Origin of the sequence: Xenorhabdus aichiensis (genome assembly GCF_028598775.1) — a bacterium.
GTDB classification, from domain to species: domain Bacteria; phylum Pseudomonadota; class Gammaproteobacteria; order Enterobacterales; family Enterobacteriaceae; genus Xenorhabdus; species Xenorhabdus bovienii.
In genome coordinates, this window is sequence record NZ_JAQRFO010000002.1 from 160,507 (window position 1) to 178,236 (window position 17,730).

Consider the following 17,730-nt stretch of genomic DNA (forward strand, 5'->3'; position numbering starts at 1 on the left):
GTACGGTTTCGTTCTACCTGTCAAATTGTCACTTTCTGTAGAGTATGATTATTCAGTGTACCTGTAAAGCCTGTGCATTTAGAATCAAGTGATAAGGCACGACTTTCTATCTATCATACTTTATTTCGGGATCCGCTATTTTTTCTTTCGCTTTAGGTGTTTATTACAGTGAGATCGCTTCTGGATTATTGCCATGGTAAAATGATATTTCCACCGCAATACTTCATCATCCATAGCCTGTTTCAGTATTTATTGATCCTTTTCGTAATTATGTAGAATTTTCCACGCTAAACTACGTCGCTTATGTAGCATCACATCACCTTTACACTTTGCGATTGTTTGATGGACGTTGCAGCGTCTATTTGTTGGTTTTATTTACGTCTAATTGATGGTTTTAATTTTGATCGGCTTAATCACAGATCCAATTCCGTCAATATTGAGGGGGACTTATCGGTTCCGTCCACATTCAAACCGCTCATCCGCAGCATATTTTAGATCAGCGTCAAACTGATTAATAATCGATGACAGCCCGTTATCACAACGGGCTGTCAATGAATATAACCACCTCGGTTTTGGATTTAAACCGGTTATATCCATTTCAACGCGGCATCATCTACAGGCTGTCCTAATACCTCTTTATCCTTTTTATAATCATGTGGAACATGCCAATTCGGGCTGCGCCCCTGACGAGGAAGACCTTCATCACCTCGCCTCACATAACCCGATTGTAACTCGCCAAAAATGTTTTCGTGTTTCAACATTTCACCCGGCTGAGCATAAGCTGTCACAGACTTAGCACCACGACGATCCATCTCTTTCAGTAATCGGCAGACATAATCTGCGGATAGATCCACTTTCAATGTCCAAGAGCTGTTAATATAGCCAAACAGATAGGCAAAATTCGGAATATCCTGTATCAATGTTCCCTTGTAGAGCATACGATTATTGCCCTGCAGTTTTTGCTCATCAATAGAAATTTCAATTCCACCAAGAGAGCGTAATTTCAGACCAGTAGCAGAAACGATGATATCCGCCGGCAACTCCTTACCAGATTGCAGTAAAATACCATTTTCAGTAAAGCGTTTAACCTGGTCGGTCACAATAGAAGATTTGCCTTCTTTCAGTGACTTTAAAAAATTACCATTGGGGATCACACACAACCGTTCATCCCAAGGCATGTACTTTGGTGTAAGGTGATTCATATTAAAACTTGGCCCAACCCTTTTGCGGGCTGACGACAATAAAAACGATTTCAACAGCGTAGGTAAATGTCGGCTGGTTTTATAAAGTAAACGGTGCATAAAGATATTACGATTTCGGCTGAATGAGTAAACCCAGCGTTTTGGCATAAATTTACTTAAAAACTCAGCGATTTTATCTGTTCCGGGTACAGATAAATAATAACTGGGGGAACGCTGTAGCATAGTGACATGTTCGGCAATATTTGCCATTGTTGGAACTAACGTGGCTGCTGTCGCCCCACTACCAATAACAACAACCCGTTTCCCTTTATAGTCTAATCCTTCAGGCCAATGCTGGGGATGAATAACGGGCCCTTTGAAATCCTCAATACCGGGGAATTCAGGTAAATACGCTTCATCATAGTTGTAATAACCCGTCGCCGCGACCAGATAATTACAGGTAAAAGTTCGAGTTTCTCCACTCTCCTCCTCAACAGCAGTAATGCTCCATTGGTTAGTCGTGCCAGACCAGTCCGCATGAGTAATTTTTAACCCAAACTGGATTTTTTTATCAATTCCATACTCTTTTGCCGTTTTATTGACATAATTTTTAATTGACTCGCCATCGGCAAAAACACTGGTTTCAGACCAAGGCCGGAATTTATAACCAAAAGTCATCATATCTGAATCTGAACGGATGCCCGGATAACGAAATAAATCCCAAGTCCCTCCGATAGCATGACGGCGCTCTAAAATAATTACCTTTTTATCGGGACATTCTCTTGTTAAATGACATGCCATACCAATACCAGCAACCCCGGCCCCCATGATCAAAACATCATACTGATTACTCATAATTGTCTCTCCTACAAGGTTCTCTTTTAATGAAATAAGTCTCTCTCAATCAAGACATGTTATTTTTTATTCAATGGGACAACCATTTGTATTTATGAGATAGGAGTATCATGGTTAGAGACAGGAAATTATTGCTACCGACCAGAGGCATGGCTAAAGCAACCTGAATATAACCAGTAAAATGAGAACTGTTTTTGAAATACATTTTCTCTATTAACCAACAGAACGCGGATACAGTTTTTCATAATGTCCATCCAACGATTCACTGCTCATCTTGCAAAGATGCATAAAATTAGGCGTTTTAATAATCAAAATAGAACAGAATAACAATATTAATGACATGCCAAGCAGAATGCTGTTAACACTTAGGAACTGGATACTGTAAGTAGAAAATAACATTCCTAATGGGATGGGAATAATGCACAGAGATAAAAATACAGATTCCATAGAGTGCCTTTGTGAAGAAGGTGTTGCCGTCATCCTGATAGATGTTGTGTTTATGTTATAAATAACAACGCCAATGCCTGCAATCAACATGGATATATTGATATGAATATTTGACTGCGATATGGATACGCCGAAAATACCAAGTGAAACTAAAATAGTTCCAGTCAATGATGCATAGCCTTTACCGAGTACCTGATTAAAAAATTTTACTAAAACGCTACTCCCCAAGAACATTCCCGCACCAAAGAAAAATTCAGCTACCCCCAAGTCAAATGCACCTAGTTTCATCGTATCGATGATCAAAAAAGGAATAAAGTAAGAAACCAATGGAACGATGACAAAATTAAAAATACCAGAAATTGCACCTAACCTTAATTCTGTAGGGTTGTTCTTTAAGATCTTTAAACTCACCTTTGAGGTATCCGCTTTTTTTTCTGATGGCATCATAGAAACCCAAAGAAAACCTAAGAAAGAGATGACGACACTGCAAAATACAATAACGAGTATATGTTCATATGCAAGGTAACTAATTAATATTCCTGAGATAGCGGGGCCGGATACAACATTCAGTGAACTGACCAACCCTCTAGCTCTGAAAGCAAGATCGGTGTTTTTATTATGCAATATGCGGCTGATGATACTGTTTCCAATCGGTTGGGTCAGTATAGAGAACAGAGATGTGATGATAAAAAATATTCCCCAGTAAAAGTAGTTTTTACTTTCAATAAAGTACAGGCTGGAGATAATAAGTAAGCTTAAAATACAGAATGAAATCAAATAGAATTTAGTTGAAAACTTGTCACCATACAAACCGAAAGCAAGCAAAGTAAGCACCTGCAATGCCCACGATATAAAAAGAAAATAGCCTAACTCAACGACCAATCCGAGTTGATTAAGCATAATCCATGTAAACAACATTCCTATTGTTTTAATGGAGATAGTGAATAAAACATCACTAACTTGGTATATAACAAAGTTAGTGACACTATACTTTTTCATCAAGTTCATTATCAAATTTTTCCTTTACTTCATTGAAGCCTGTTACTGCATTTATGATTCTAATTAATCCTGGAAAGTGGGATTTTTAATCAAAACCCTTCCAGTAAAATAAATATTTATTAAGTTTAACAAACTAAAAAAATATTAGATAAAAAATGATAAAATAATGAGTTATAAAATTTAAAACACAGGTATCTTTTAAAGACATAACAGCAGATAGACACATTATGCTATCATAGGTAGAATTAATTAAATTATAAAGATATATATTTTATATCATATTATGATATAAACTAGGTAAAGTAAAAAAATACATAAAATAGAAATAACTGCAAAAGAGATAATTCCTACCAATATATCTGTAAAAATAATAAGTAACGTAACAAATAAAACTAAAATTACTATTGCACTGACAATAATCCAGAAAGACTCTTCGGAATATTCTAAAAATAGATCTTTTAACCAGCCGTAATTAGACTTTCTTTTATTTTTATTCGAAACCATTTATTTACTCCAAGTTGACATAATTAACTAAATTAATAATATTAATTGAATTCATTATTTTATTAATAAGGCTAACATCTTTTAATAGGATAATACAAGGCGGATTAGTATTTATAGCATTGGCAATTAATTTACTTGTTAGCCTCAGTTTTAAAGATGATTCTTCTAAGAATATGAGTATTCATAAAAGAAATTCTCTTGTAATGCTGATGAATAACTAACCATATTTTTACTATTGCAGGGAGAAAATGATTTAAATACTACCTGAATATTTTTGCCACTATAAAGCGCTATACACAGCACATTGAGCATCACAATCTTAATCGGAGACAGCATCTAGTAAGGCTACACAGGGAGTCATTATTGCTTTCAAAATCTATAGAAATCTACGATAAAGTGATTAGTCATTATATGACGGTCAATCACTATCAGTGAATTGAAGGAGTTACCCAAAATTACAATGTTAGCCAATGATTCCTTTCTAGGGTTTTAACAGCAACTTCAATTTGCCTTGGCGTAAACTGCTGTTTGTGTTTGTTCCAACTGTGAGTCGCCCGAACGATTTCCTCTGAGCCTTTTACTTGCTCATACTTACACAACCAGTGCACTGTGGACAACAACTCCAGCCCAAATGGAGACTCAAAACCCTCCACAAGACGTGATACTTTTTCAAAGCGTTCACGGGTTTCAAGGTGTTTCTCTAAGAATGCGTTTGCTTCATCAACTGCGCCTGGTATTAACTGAAGCACCTTAGCTGGCGCATCACCACCATCGGCATAACCGGAAATAAAGTGGCCTTCAATTACATTCAAAACATGACGCAAGTTTTGTGCATAAGGGCCATAGTGTGCTTTTTGATAATTCAAACGCAGTGGCTCTCCCGCCTCTTGCACAAAATAAAGTAGCTTATGTACCTCAAGCAACGAAACTGAAGGATCGAGCAATCCCTTTAAATAACGTTGCATCAACTCAATTAGTACAGCACGGCCAGCCGTCATTTTAGGTACTTCTTTATGGTGAGCCATTCTGTCATTTTCAGGAGCACCTTTTGGTTGATAAATTAAAACATGCACTTCAGCTAGTTCACTCATTGCTGTTTCAATTTTTTTACGGACTAACTCCCAATCTAAGCCACCTAAACCAGCACCTAACGGAGGTATGGCAATTGACTTAATGTCATATTTTTTAATATCTTCAACTAATGCCTTGAGTCCAGAATCAATATCTTCCATTCTGCTTGCGCCACGCCAGTGACGCTTAGTCGGGAAGTTGATAATAAAACGAGGGTTAGCTAACTGATCCGTTTCAAAAATAAACATGTTCCCGGGCTGTACTTCTTTTCTCTTGCAGGCAACGGCGTAAGCTTTGAAATTATCAGGCCAGGCATTTTTAAACTGTAATGCAATACCGCGCCCCATCACTCCGACGCAATTTACGGTATTAACGATTGCTTCTGCATCAGCACGTAAAATGTCACCACTCGTCAACTCGATCATTTTAACAGCCTCCTCAATAATACCAATTTGGTCTAATTGTAACAGGTGGGCAGTAATTTGCCGCTTGTAAAATATTTGCCACCTGTTGATAGACCAGTTTTGACTGGACACCTATAGTTTCAATAAGATGCCAAGGGAAGTAATTTTCCAATAAAAATTCTGCTTGCTTACCTTCTTTACAGCCTTGCCATTGTTTGGCTTCAATCGCTTGCCAATCGAGTTCATGCAACTGTGCTAAATCACACCGATCTTCAAAATAAGAAGACCCTGCATTGGATAGTGTAAATGCCCAACGCCGCTGTTGCTGGTTTGCCCAATTTACACATGAATGAAGATCAGCTTGAAGGTGCACAATTGGTTCTTGCCCTCCTTGGTAAGCCAACTCTGGGTGGTCTGCTCGATAAATCAAATAGAGCATAATTGAGCGAGGGCAAAAATAGAACGGTACACATTGGCCAACATAGAGATCTGGATGACTTGCCAGCGTCAGTTCTTGCAATCGACGTTGCTTAATACTGTTCATGCCAATCGTCGTACCAGCGACATGTTGAACAACTATTTGTGCGTCACTGAGTAAGCCTCCAGAGGCGAGAATAGATGCCAACCGATCCACATGAACAATATGATAAATCTTCGGCTGAGCAGGCACAGTCATTCACTCTTCTCCCTAATTCAAGTCTCGTACAGAGTTAGCCAGCCTCTTCTTATGCCCTAATTCTGTTGTGTAAAATCGTTCTTCAATTCCATATAGTAACGTTTTGAGTTGCTCATCATTTTTAATCTCAAACTTCTGATTGGCCTCGTCAAATCCAAGAGACTCATCACTGTAATCACGTATGTAAGTTAGCATTCTTTCTCTATCTGCTGACTCCATAGAATCGAGCGTATCCATTGCTAAAGCAATACGAGCCCGATTCGGCTTTGAGACTTTATCTAGGTTGAAGCCATCAGCCAGTTCAATAAAATCCTCATCGAAGAACTTTTGAACTTCTTCATTTGTTGCTTCTTTATATAACTGATCAATTCCGAGGAAAATACTAGAAATTGTCGCCAACTTTCTGAACACCAATATATCCTGCTGAGGAAAGTAAATAGCGTCAGGGTATCGGTTAACACAAAGGCGTGTCTCACTTTTTTCAAGGTAGGCAGCATCGCCGAAACCAATGAGCTTTTTAGTGAGGTAAATGGAGGGAAAGACCTTTTGAAAAAAGAAGTTTCCATCCTGTACCGAGCACAAGTAAGCAATTTTGGTAAATTCAGCTTTAGGTAGGGCGTTATATTCTGCTGCAACAAAATCACGCTTGAGATAATCAAGGCAATAGTCTTGCTGCCTGAACTGCTCTACTTTAAACCAAGTATCTTCATCTAAGTTATGGTCAACATCGTAAGCGACTAAAGCAAGATTGTCGGTATCAATTTCGAATATCCTGCTCTGTTCAGAAAGGAGCTTGAACAGCTTTTCCTTTTTCCGCGTTTTTATTTGTGCAATTAAATGTTTCATTAATCACCGCTCAATAAATGTGTAGTTGTTAATACGATGTGCCTCTGTAAGGCTTATACTGCTGGGCGTTTTATATCTGTTCCGACTTATTAAAAATACTACTGCACCATTCTTAGTAGTGATATTGTAAAAATCAAAGCCGAATAATAAGAATAGCGGATTGAAATAGAGTGCTTGCGATAAAAAAGTAAAAACAAACAAAATACTGTAAACAAACAGCAGCGTCTCCCAATTGCCAATACTTAGTGCGACAAAAAAGTAGCCTAGGTAGCTGGGTAAGAAGCTGTTATTAGCATGTTCAATTCTGATTACCTGACCAGATTCAAAACTATCTTTACCAAGCCCGCGGCTGAGCTGAATGCTCAGCCAAGTAAGAATGATTGGAATCAATAAGTAAGCGATATAAGAGATAGCGTTCGGCAACCCAGCTAAGTAAGAGCACTTAGCTAAAAAATGTCCCAAGGTATAGCCTTTCTGAATCAGAAAGATAATGACCAATAATGACGTGGCATTAAAGGTTAAGAGCAACCGAAACACTAAGTTCATGATTTTACCGTTACTTGACCGTTCATTAGCATAGGGAGTAGCCAATCTCTAAGCTTGATTAGTTCTTGGTTTTCAAGACTTCTTTCAAAAATCATTTTGTTGTAGTGCGAAACTATATCGTTATATTTTTTCAGTAGGTCGGTTGTAGGGTATGCCAACGTTAGAGAGTGTAGGTCATTTTTAGTAATAGACCCGAATATTGTTCCTTCTGAATTACGACGATCAAAGATTTGCTTAAAATACTTCATTACATAGAAAATAAAGCCATCTGATCCAAACTTACTATTAAGTGCGGCTAAACCTCGTCCGATACAACAATCAATCACTATTTGCAATGTTCATATCACCAACTGGAGCTCGAACACTTAGCAAAATATCGCCTTTATTTGCCATTCTGGCTGGTGCCGTGGTGTATTGACGTGTAGTCGGAAAAAGCCAGCCAAAATCTGTAGAGCCTTGAAAGAAAATAGTTCCACTACCTTCTTCATTGTACGAACTGCCTTCTGGTGATTGTCCCATAGTAATATTGGCAATTTCTGCACTCCACCCTTCCGGTATTTCCCTCTTCAGGGTTGGATTGTAGACCATTTTACCGCCTGAGGTTTTATAGGGCTTGCCGTTAGTGTCTGGGAAGTCAAACTGTACAAACCAGTAATCGTACAAGGTTTTCGCCATTGCTTCCAGTTCGGAGTTGATATGGTTGTTGAGTTCGATTTTTTTGTCGATAGACCCCAAAGTTGCCACGACTTTCTTCTGATCCTCAATAGGGGGAAGATTTACGGGAAAGTCCCTGATTTGTTTCAAACTTATGTGAGGAACCAAAGAGCCTGTAGTAATTCTCTGTATAAGGTTAATTAATTGGAAGATATAAAACAAAACAGTAAATTCTATTACTAATAGGGATAATTCAACTTTCAAGTTCAACGCCGACTATTTGCTGGATGTCATACCGTTCAATTGTTGGTTTGGATAATAAAATTTCACCATAAAAAAATCCGGTCAGCGTTTGCATAACCGGATTTAAGAGATTTTCAGTTTTAATGTACGCAGCCACTAACAGCGTACTATATCGGCATTACTCCACCGTCACCGATTTCGCCAAGTTACGCGGCTGATCAACATCCGTTCCCTTGATCAAGGCAACGTGATAAGACAACAATTGCAGTGGTACGGTATAGAAGATCGGCGCGATCAGATCTTCCACGTGTGGCAGGGAGATGATCTTCATATTTTCGCTGTTGGTAAAACCTGCATCCTGATCAGCGAATACATACAACTGGCCACCACGGGCGCGGACTTCTTCGATGTTAGATTTCAGTTTTTCCAGCAGTTCATTGTTTGGTGCAACAATGATCACTGGCATATCCGCATCGATCAGTGCCAACGGGCCATGTTTCAATTCACCGGCAGCATAGGCTTCCGCGTGAATGTAAGAGATCTCTTTCAGTTTCAGTGCGCCTTCAACCGCGATCGGGTATTGATCGCCACGTCCAAGGAACAGAGCGTGATGTTTTTCGGAAAAATCTTCTGCCAGTGCTTCAATGACTTTGTCTTTAGACAACATACTTTCAATGCGGCTTGGTAATGCTTGCAGTGCGTGGACAACATCTTGTTCCAATGCTGCGTCAGCACCTTTCAGGCGCCCCATGTAAGCCACCAGCATCAGTAATACAGTCAGCTGGGTGGTAAATGCTTTGGTAGATGCAACGCCGATTTCTGCTCCTGCTTTGGTCATCAGGGCAAAGTCTGATTCACGTACCAGAGAGGAGCCGGCAACGTTACAGATGACCAGCGAAGTCAAATAGCCCAGTTCTTTGGATAAACGCAGTGCAGCCAAAGTATCAGCCGTTTCACCAGACTGAGACAGAGTGATCAGCAAACTTCCCTTACGACGAGCAGGCTTGCGGTAACGGAATTCAGAGGCAATTTCCACATCACAGGGAATACCTGCCAAAGATTCAAACCAGTAGCGTGAAACCATGCCCGCATTGTAAGACGTACCGCAGGCAACGATTTGAATGTGTTCAACCTGAGACAGTAATTCCGCAGCATTGGCACCCAGTTCTGACAGATCTACCTGACCATGACTTAAACGCCCTTCCAGCGTGCTCTTAATTGCCATCGGTTGTTCGTAGATCTCTTTTTGCATGTAGTGACGGTAAATACCTTTGTCACCTGCATCATACTGAACGTTGGATTCAATCTGCTCGCGCTCAACGGCTGCACCTGTGACATCAAAGATGCGAACGGTACGACGGGTGATTTCAACGATGTCGCCCTCTTCCAGATAGATAAAGCGGCGAGTCACCGGCAATAGCGCCAGTTGGTCAGATGCGAGGAAGTTTTCACCAACGCCAAGGCCAATCACCAGCGGACTGCCTGAACGAGCGGCCACCAACACGTCAGGGTGACGGCTGTCCATAATTACGGTGCCATAAGCGCCACGTAACTGTGGTATCACGCGCTGAACCACTTCCAGCAGCGCCCCCCCCTGTTTCTGTTCCCAGTGGATAAGATGGGCAATGGTTTCGGTATCTGTATCAGAAAAGAAGGTATAACCGCGCTCTTTTAATAATTCGCGCAGTGCTTCGTGGTTTTCAATAATGCCGTTATGTACAACCGCAATATGTTCAGAAACATGAGGATGGGCATTGCGCTCATTCGGCTCACCGTGCGTCGCCCAACGAGTATGAGCGATCCCCGTACCACCAATGACAAGCTGTTTATCTGCTTCATCAGCCAGCACCTGTACTTTGCCGACTTCACGCAGACAGGTCATACGGTTTTCACTGTCAACCACAGCTAGACCGGCTGAGTCATAACCACGGTATTCCAAGCGACGAAGACCTTCGATCAGTATTTCTGCAATATCACGTTGTGCTACTGCACCAACAATTCCACACATGTGTTTTATTCCTAAAAACAGGGCTAATAAAAGCCCCTTTTATGTCGTCAACCTGATTGTGTTCCGGCTTTGCCGGTCCCCGAGCTTTGTAGAAGTGGGGATTATTTTTATGAATATATATTATTTATTTTTTCTTAACAGGACGTTGCCAGCCCTGAATATGGGTTTGTTTCACGCGGCTGATGACCAGCTCATTTTCAGCTACGTCTTTTGTTACTGTAGTGCCTGCGCCAATGGTCACACCTTTAGCTACTGTGACTGGTGCAACAAGCTGGGTATCGGAACCCACAAACACGTCATCACCGATGATGGTTTTAAATTTATTGGCACCATCGTAATTACAAGTGATCGTTCCCGCACCAATATTCACATTATTGCCGATTTCAGAATCACCCAGATACGTCAGGTGTCCCGCCTTGGAGCCTTTGCCAAGGTAAGTTTTCTTCATTTCCACGAAATTGCCAACATGCGCTTTTTCCGCCAGTTTAGACCCCGGACGTAAACGAGCAAAAGGCCCAACCGTACATTCGGTAGCAATTTCAGCATTTTCGATCACAGTATAAGGGCTGATGACCGTGCCATCACCGATAACGCAATTTTTCAAAATGCAGCCAGATCCAATATGCACGTTATTTCCCAATGCAACATGACCTTCGATAATGACATTGGTATCGATAACCACATCACGGCCATGTTCTAATGTACCGCGAAGATCGAACCGTGCAGGATCCAGCAGCATTACACCTGCCAGCAATAATTTTTCTGCTTGCTCTGATTGGTAAATACGTTCCAGTGCGGAAAGCTGAAGGCGATTGTTAACCCCTTCCATCTCACTTAAACGACTCGGATGAACAGCCTTGATTTGGCGACCTTCTTTGTGGGCCAGAGCAATAATATCGGTAATGTAGTATTCACCCTGAGCGTTGTTGTTATCCAGCTGGGATAACCAGCGCTTCAAATCACCGCCATTCGCCACCAAAATACCGGTGTTGATTTCGTTGATTTTACGCTGCTCATCAGTCGCATCTTTCTGTTCAATAATCCCTGCCACTTCACCATTTTCACGAATGATACGGCCATATCCGGTAGGATTATCCAAAATAGCAGTCAATAAGCCAATACCGCCTTCAGGTTTGGTTTCCACCAGACGCTCTAATGTATCTTGAGCGATCAAAGGAACATCGCCATAGAGCATCAGAATGTCTTCATCATCTGCAAAATGTGGCGCTGCCTGCTGCATTGCATGACCAGTTCCAAGCTGTTCCGCCTGTAGTACCCAGTTAAGGTTTTGATTGGAGAGAGTCTGCTTCATCAGATCACCACCATGCCCATAGACCAGATGAACATTTTGGGTGCCCAACGCCATTGCGGTGTCAATGACATGCTGAACCATCGGTTTACCGGCCAGCGAGTGCAGAACCTTGGGGAGAGCAGAATACATGCGCGTGCCTTTGCCAGCGGCAAGGATCACGACACTTTTTGCGCTATTTGCACTAATAGACATAATAAACCTGACAGCTCCAATTTTAAGTATGAAAGTAAACCTGTTTGCAAAATAAATTGCTACATATTTCGCAATGCAAAAAAGCCAGTTAGCTTTCACCAACTGGCTTTTTATCTTACTGCCTATATTACATCCGTTGTTTTGTCAGTTCGATTACACGAAGTTTTGCAATCGCTTTCGACAATTCAGCAGATGCCTGAGCATAATCAACATCGCCGTGAGAATTACGAACGTGTTCTTCAGCCTCGCGCTTCGCTTCAAGCGCCTTGGCTTCGTCCAAATCCTTACCACGGATCGCTGTATCGGCCAGTACGATAACGCCGTTTGGCTGAACTTCAAGAACTCCACCGGACAGGTAGATAAATTCTTCTTCACCAAACTGCTTAACAATACGTATCATGCCCGGTTTTATGGCAGTAAGCAGTGGTGTGTGCTGAGGATAAATACCCAACTCACCTTCACTGCCAGTCACCTGAATTTTTTGTACCAGCCCTTCAAACAATCGTTTTTCAGCGCTGACTACGTTCAGGAAGAACGTCATTGCAGCCATATCAACCTCCCGTCAGCCGTATTACATCTTCTTCGCTTTTTCTACAGCTTCGTCGATGGTACCAACCATGTAGAACGCCTGTTCTGGCAGGTGGTCATAATCACCGTCCAGGATGCCCTTAAAGCCACGAATGGTTTCTTTCAGAGAGACGAACTTACCTGGTGAGCCAGTGAAGACTTCTGCAACGAAGAATGGCTGAGACAAGAAGCGCTGGATCTTACGGGCACGTGCCACAACCAGTTTATCTTCTTCAGACAGTTCATCCATACCCAGAATCGCGATGATGTCTTTCAGTTCCTGATAACGCTGCAGGATAGACTGTACACCACGCGCTACATCATAGTGCTCCTGACCAACAACCAGTGGGTCAAGCTGACGACTGGTTGAATCCAGTGGGTCAACCGCCGGGTAAATACCCAGTGAAGCAATCTGACGGCTCAATACGACGGTTGCATCCAAGTGAGCAAAGGTTGTCGCTGGTGATGGGTCAGTTAAATCATCCGCAGGGACGTAAACCGCCTGTACGGAAGTGATGGAGCCCGTTTTGGTTGAAGTGATACGTTCCTGAAGAACGCCCATCTCTTCCGCCAGTGTCGGCTGATAACCTACCGCAGATGGCATACGACCCAACAGTGCAGATACTTCTGTTCCGGCCAGGGTATAACGGTAAATGTTATCGACGAACAACAGAACGTCACGGCCTTCATCACGGAATTTTTCAGCCATAGTCAGACCCGTCAGTGCTACACGCAGACGGTTTCCTGGTGGCTCGTTCATCTGACCATATACCAGAGATACTTTATCCAGTACGTTTGAATCGGTCATTTCATGATAGAAGTCGTTACCTTCACGGGTACGTTCACCCACACCGGCAAATACAGAGTAACCGGAGTGTTCGATAGCGATGTTACGGATCAGTTCCATCATGTTAACGGTTTTACCTACACCCGCACCACCGAACAAACCAACTTTACCACCCTTAGCAAATGGGCAGATCAAGTCCATAACCTTGATACCGGTTTCCAGCAGTTCCTGAGAACTGGATAACTCTTCATAGCTTGGTGCTGTACGGTGAATCGACCAGCGCTCTTCTTCGCCAATCTCACCTTTCATGTCGATTGGATCACCCAATACGTTCATGATACGGCCCAGTGTCGCTTTACCCACTGGAACTTCAATTGGGTGCCCTAAATCAATCGCGTCCAAACCACGACGCAGGCCATCAGAGGTACCCATTGCGATACAGCGAACGATACCACCGCCCAGCTGCTGCTGAACTTCCAGCACCAGTTTTTCTTCACTGTTTTTAACCTCAAGAGCATTATATACCTTTGGTACGCTGTCCTGAGGGAATTCGACGTCCACCACGGCGCCGATTACCTGGATAATCTTTCCAGTAGCCATCTTGAATCCTCTACGTAATTCGTAAACCTAGCTGTTAAACCGCAGAAGCACCCGAAACGATTTCGGTGAGTTCCTGAGTGATGCTGGCCTGACGAGCCTTGTTGTAAACCAACTGCAACTCTTTGATCAGGTTGCCACCGTTATCGGTCGCGGCTTTCATCGCTACCATTCGTGCGGCCTGTTCACTAGCCAGGTTTTCAACGACGCCCTGATAAACTTGTGATTCTATATAGCGGCGCAGCAGGGTATCCAACAACGCCTTAGGATCAGGTTCATACAGATAATCCCAGGATTTCTTCTTCAGTGTTTCATCGTCTCCGGCTGGCAGAGGCAATAACTGAGTAATTGTCGGAACCTGAGACATTGTATTGATGAATCTGTTTGTCACTATATACAATTTATCCAGACGCCCTGCGTCATATGCTTGCATCATGACGTTGACTGGCCCGATCAGCTCGGATAATGATGGGTTATCTCCCATCCCTGTTACTTGGGCAACAATGTTGCCTCCAACAGAAGAAAAGAAAGAAACCGCTTTCGACCCAACAAGCGCTAAATCAACTTGAACGCCTTTATCAGACCAGTCTTTCATTTCTATCAGCAATTTTTTGAACAAGTTAATGTTCAAACCGCCACATAAACCACGATCTGTCGAAACAACCAAGTACCCAACACGCTTAACTTCGCGCTCGTCAAGGTATGGATGTCTGTACTCCAGATTACCTAACGCAAGGTGTCCAATCACGCTGCGAATGGTTTCTGCATAAGGACGACTGGCCGCCATGCGATCCTGCGTTTTACGCATTTTGGACGCGGCGACCATCTCCATCGCTTTAGTGATTTTTTGCGTGTTCTGCACACTGGCGATTTTGGTACGTATCTCTTTTGCGCCGGCCATATCTGCTTCTCCGAATTCAACCAGACGGCCCAAGTTTAATCAAACCGGGCCGAATAGTGTTACCAGGACTGAGTCGCCTTGAAGGAATCCAACAGAGCTGTCAGCTTCGCTTCGATCTCTCCGTTGTAATCACCAGACTGGTCAATCTCTTTGAGAAGATCAGCATGTTCACGGTTAGCATAGGCTAACAATGCAGATTCGAAACTGACCACTTTCGCGATTTCGACATCTTCCAGATAGCCACGTTCAGCCGCAAACAGGGACAGAGCCTGCTGTGCAACGGACATTGGCTGATACTGTTTCTGTTTCAACAGCTCAGTGACTTTCTGACCATGATCCAACTGCTTGCGAGTTGCATCATCCAGATCAGAAGCAAACTGGGAGAATGCAGCCAATTCACGGTACTGAGCCAGAGCGGTACGGATACCACCAGACAGTTTCTTGATAATCTTAGTCTGAGCAGCACCACCTACACGGGATACGGAGATCCCTGGGTTAACCGCCGGACGGATACCTGCGTTGAACAGAGCAGATTCAAGGAAGATCTGACCATCGGTAATGGAGATAACGTTTGTTGGTACGAACGCAGAAACGTCACCTGCCTGAGTTTCAATGATTGGCAATGCAGTCAGAGAACCCGTTTTACCTTTCACTTCGCCGTTGGTGAATTTTTCCACATAATCAGCGTTAACACGCGCTGCACGCTCCAGCAAACGGGAGTGCAGATAGAAAACGTCACCAGGGAATGCTTCACGTCCAGGTGGACGACGCAGCAACAGAGAAACCTGACGGTAAGCAACAGCCTGTTTAGACAGGTCATCGTAAACAATCAGAGCATCTTCGCCGCGATCACGGAAGTATTCTCCCATCGCACAGCCAGAATAAGGTGCCAGATATTGCAGGGCCGCAGATTCAGAAGCGGATGCAACAACGACAATCGTATTGGCCAGAGCGTTGTGCTCTTCCAGTTTACGAACTACGTTGGAAATGGTAGATGCTTTCTGACCAATTGCAACATAGATACATTTGATACCGGAATCACGTTGGTTGATGATCGCATCAATAGCCAGAGCGGTTTTACCCGTCTGACGGTCACCGATAACCAGCTCACGCTGACCACGGCCAATTGGGATCATGGCATCAACGGATTTGTAACCTGTCTGGACAGGCTGGTCAACGGATTGGCGGTCGATAACACCCGGAGCAATAACTTCAACAGGTGAGAAACCATCATTCTCAAGAGCGCCTTTGCCATCGATTGGCTCACCCAGTGTATTAACAACACGACCGAGCAGGCCACGACCAACAGGTACTTCCAGAATACGGCCAGTACACTTGACTTTCATGCCTTCGGCCAGGTCAGCATACGGACCCATCACAACCGCACCCACAGAGTCGCGCTCCAGGTTCAGTGCAATTGCGTAACGGTTGCCAGGCAGAGAAATCATTTCACCCTGCATGACATCGGCTAAACCGTGGATACGAATGATACCGTCGTTAACGGAAACAATCGTACCTTCATTGTGAGCTTCGCTCACGACATTGAACTGAGCAATACGCTGTTTGATCAGTTCGCTGATTTCGGTGGAATTCAGTTGCATATGCTCCAGTCCCCTTAAGACTGCAAGACGTCTGTTAAACGATCCAGACGGCCGCGAATGCTGCCATCGATCACCATATCACCTGCGCGGATAACCACACCGGCGATAACAGACTTGTCAATTTTGCAATTCAGCTTCACTTTGCGTGACAGACGTTTTTCCATCGCCGCAGAAATTTTAGCCTGCTGCTGCTCATTCAATTCAGACGCAGAAATCACTTCAACATTGATGGTTGATTCAAGTGACGCACGCAATTGGGTAAATTGCTGGAAGACTTCTGGCAGTACCAGCAAGCGACCATTTTCTGCCATTACACGAATAAAGTTCTGAGCATGCTCATCTACCTGCTCACCACAAAGGGTGATGAAGGTATTGGCTAACGTTTCCGGTGCCAATGAACCGGAAAGCAGCTCACCAACCTGCTCATTGCGAGTAACCTCAGCAACGAACGCCAGCATGTTCTGCCAATGTTCGAGAGATTGGTGCTCTACAGCAAAGTCAAAAGCTGCTTTGGCGTAGGGGCGAGCTACCGTAGCAAATTCAGACATGCCCCTCCCTCCTTACAGTTCAGCGACCAGTTTATCAACGATGTCGCTGTTAGCAGCTTCATCCACGGAACGTTCGATGATTTTCTCGGCACCTGCGATAGCCAGCATCGCAACCTGTTTACGTAACTCTTCACGAGCGCGTTTGCGTTCAGCATCAATTTCAGCCTGAGCCTGCGCTACAATTTTGTTACGTTCCAGCTCAGCTTCTGTTTTGGCATCATCAATAATCTGGGCTTTTTGTTTATTAGCCTGCTCAATGATAGCTTGCGCATCAGCTTTCGCTTTTTTCAGTTGGTCGGTCGCATTGGCTTGCGCTAAGTCCAGGTTCTTTTTAGCACGTTCTGCTGAAGCTAAACCGTCAGTAATTTCTTTCTGACGCTTTTCAATGGCCGCCATGATTGGTGGCCATACATACTTCATGCAGAACAAAACAAACAGGACAAACGCGATGGCCTGGCCGAGGATTGTTGCGTTAATATTCAAAGCACAATACCTCTATTTCAATTAATGAATTGGCTTAATCTTCAGTTCTGCTACTTACTGACCGCCGACAGCGAACATCATAAATAAGCCCAGGCCCACAGCGATCATAGGGATGGCGTCAACCAGACCCATAACGATAAAGAACTGTGTACGCAGCAGAGGAATCAGATCAGGCTGACGAGCAGCGCCTTCCAAGAATTTACCTCCGAGGATGCCGATACCGATCGCAGCACCAATAGCAGCCAGACCCATAAGAATAGCGGCAGCCATGTACAGCAGATCCATATTCAGGTTTTCCATGACAGTCT

Annotated in this window: 15 protein-coding genes and 2 pseudogenes; 1 reads left to right on the forward strand and 16 read right to left on the reverse strand. The window is 43.2% G+C overall.

Annotated features, from left to right (window positions below):
* Positions 1–587 precede the first annotated feature (587 nt).
* Together PSI22_RS02045 and PSI22_RS02050 are read right to left on the reverse strand one after the other, a co-directional pair.
* The gene (locus PSI22_RS02045) at positions 588–2,036 is read right to left on the reverse strand and encodes a flavin-containing monooxygenase (RefSeq protein ID WP_273578240.1); all 1,449 of its coding nucleotides are present in this window, start codon (positions 2,034–2,036) and stop codon (positions 588–590) included.
* 213 nt (positions 2,037–2,249) lie between these two features.
* Positions 2,250–3,491 (reverse strand): MFS transporter, encoded by a 1,242-nt coding sequence (locus PSI22_RS02050; protein WP_273578242.1) that lies wholly within the window; start codon positions 3,489–3,491, stop codon positions 2,250–2,252.
* Positions 3,492–4,271: 780 nt separating this feature from the next.
* Between PSI22_RS02050 and PSI22_RS02055 the strand changes: the two are divergent.
* A pseudogene (locus PSI22_RS02055) lies at positions 4,272–4,421 on the forward strand (IS1 family transposase); the annotation flags it as partial.
* A 20-nt stretch (positions 4,422–4,441) separates the two neighbouring features.
* Here PSI22_RS02055 and darG read toward each other — a convergent pair.
* The 14 genes and pseudogenes from darG to atpE form a co-directional block, all read right to left on the reverse strand.
* A complete protein-coding gene (darG, locus tag PSI22_RS02060; RefSeq protein ID WP_273578244.1) occupies positions 4,442–5,482 on the reverse strand; it encodes a type II toxin-antitoxin system antitoxin DNA ADP-ribosyl glycohydrolase DarG in 1,041 nt (346 codons plus the stop codon).
* A 13-nt stretch (positions 5,483–5,495) separates the two neighbouring features.
* Positions 5,496–6,137 carry a type II toxin-antitoxin system toxin DNA ADP-ribosyl transferase DarT gene (gene darT / locus PSI22_RS02065; RefSeq protein ID WP_273578246.1) on the reverse strand — a complete coding sequence of 214 codons (642 nt, stop codon included), beginning with the start codon at positions 6,135–6,137 and terminating at the stop codon, positions 5,496–5,498.
* Positions 6,138–6,149: 12 nt separating this feature from the next.
* On the reverse strand, positions 6,150–6,983 hold the full coding sequence (locus PSI22_RS02070) for an ATP F0F1 synthase synthase (protein ID WP_273578247.1): 834 nt from the start codon (positions 6,981–6,983) through the stop codon (positions 6,150–6,152).
* Between the two features lie 3 nt (positions 6,984–6,986).
* Positions 6,987–7,529 (reverse strand): KwaA family protein, encoded by a 543-nt coding sequence (locus PSI22_RS02075; RefSeq protein WP_273578249.1) that lies wholly within the window; start codon positions 7,527–7,529, stop codon positions 6,987–6,989.
* Positions 7,526–8,381 (reverse strand): annotated as a pseudogene (locus tag PSI22_RS21435) (restriction endonuclease subunit S); the annotation flags it as partial. The pseudogene PSI22_RS21435 and the gene PSI22_RS02075, both read right to left, overlap by 4 nt.
* Positions 8,382–8,604: 223 nt before the next feature.
* The gene (gene glmS, locus PSI22_RS02090; protein WP_038194892.1) at positions 8,605–10,434 is read right to left on the reverse strand and encodes a glutamine--fructose-6-phosphate transaminase (isomerizing); all 1,830 of its coding nucleotides are present in this window, start codon (positions 10,432–10,434) and stop codon (positions 8,605–8,607) included.
* Positions 10,435–10,558: 124 nt separating this feature from the next.
* The gene (gene glmU / locus PSI22_RS02095; protein WP_273578257.1) at positions 10,559–11,938 is read right to left on the reverse strand and encodes a bifunctional UDP-N-acetylglucosamine diphosphorylase/glucosamine-1-phosphate N-acetyltransferase GlmU; all 1,380 of its coding nucleotides are present in this window, start codon (positions 11,936–11,938) and stop codon (positions 10,559–10,561) included.
* A 127-nt stretch (positions 11,939–12,065) separates the two neighbouring features.
* A complete protein-coding gene (locus tag PSI22_RS02100; protein ID WP_012986649.1) occupies positions 12,066–12,488 on the reverse strand; it encodes a F0F1 ATP synthase subunit epsilon in 423 nt (140 codons plus the stop codon).
* Positions 12,489–12,509: 21 nt separating this feature from the next.
* Complete coding sequence (gene atpD, locus PSI22_RS02105) at positions 12,510–13,892, reverse strand: F0F1 ATP synthase subunit beta (protein ID WP_038180764.1); 1,383 nt, start codon at positions 13,890–13,892, stop codon at positions 12,510–12,512.
* Between the two features lie 34 nt (positions 13,893–13,926).
* The gene (gene atpG, locus PSI22_RS02110) at positions 13,927–14,790 is read right to left on the reverse strand and encodes a F0F1 ATP synthase subunit gamma (RefSeq protein WP_012986651.1); all 864 of its coding nucleotides are present in this window, start codon (positions 14,788–14,790) and stop codon (positions 13,927–13,929) included.
* Between the two features lie 59 nt (positions 14,791–14,849).
* The gene (atpA, locus tag PSI22_RS02115) at positions 14,850–16,391 is read right to left on the reverse strand and encodes a F0F1 ATP synthase subunit alpha (protein ID WP_038194887.1); all 1,542 of its coding nucleotides are present in this window, start codon (positions 16,389–16,391) and stop codon (positions 14,850–14,852) included.
* A gap of 14 nt (positions 16,392–16,405) precedes the next feature.
* Positions 16,406–16,939: a F0F1 ATP synthase subunit delta gene (gene atpH, locus PSI22_RS02120; RefSeq protein WP_012986653.1), complete on the reverse strand. Its 534-nt coding sequence runs from the start codon at positions 16,937–16,939 to the stop codon at positions 16,406–16,408.
* Between the two features lie 12 nt (positions 16,940–16,951).
* On the reverse strand, positions 16,952–17,422 hold the full coding sequence (gene atpF, locus PSI22_RS02125) for a F0F1 ATP synthase subunit B (RefSeq protein WP_012986654.1): 471 nt from the start codon (positions 17,420–17,422) through the stop codon (positions 16,952–16,954).
* A gap of 54 nt (positions 17,423–17,476) precedes the next feature.
* Complete coding sequence (gene atpE, locus PSI22_RS02130; protein WP_012986655.1) at positions 17,477–17,722, reverse strand: F0F1 ATP synthase subunit C; 246 nt, start codon at positions 17,720–17,722, stop codon at positions 17,477–17,479.
* Positions 17,723–17,730: the final 8 nt, after the last annotated feature.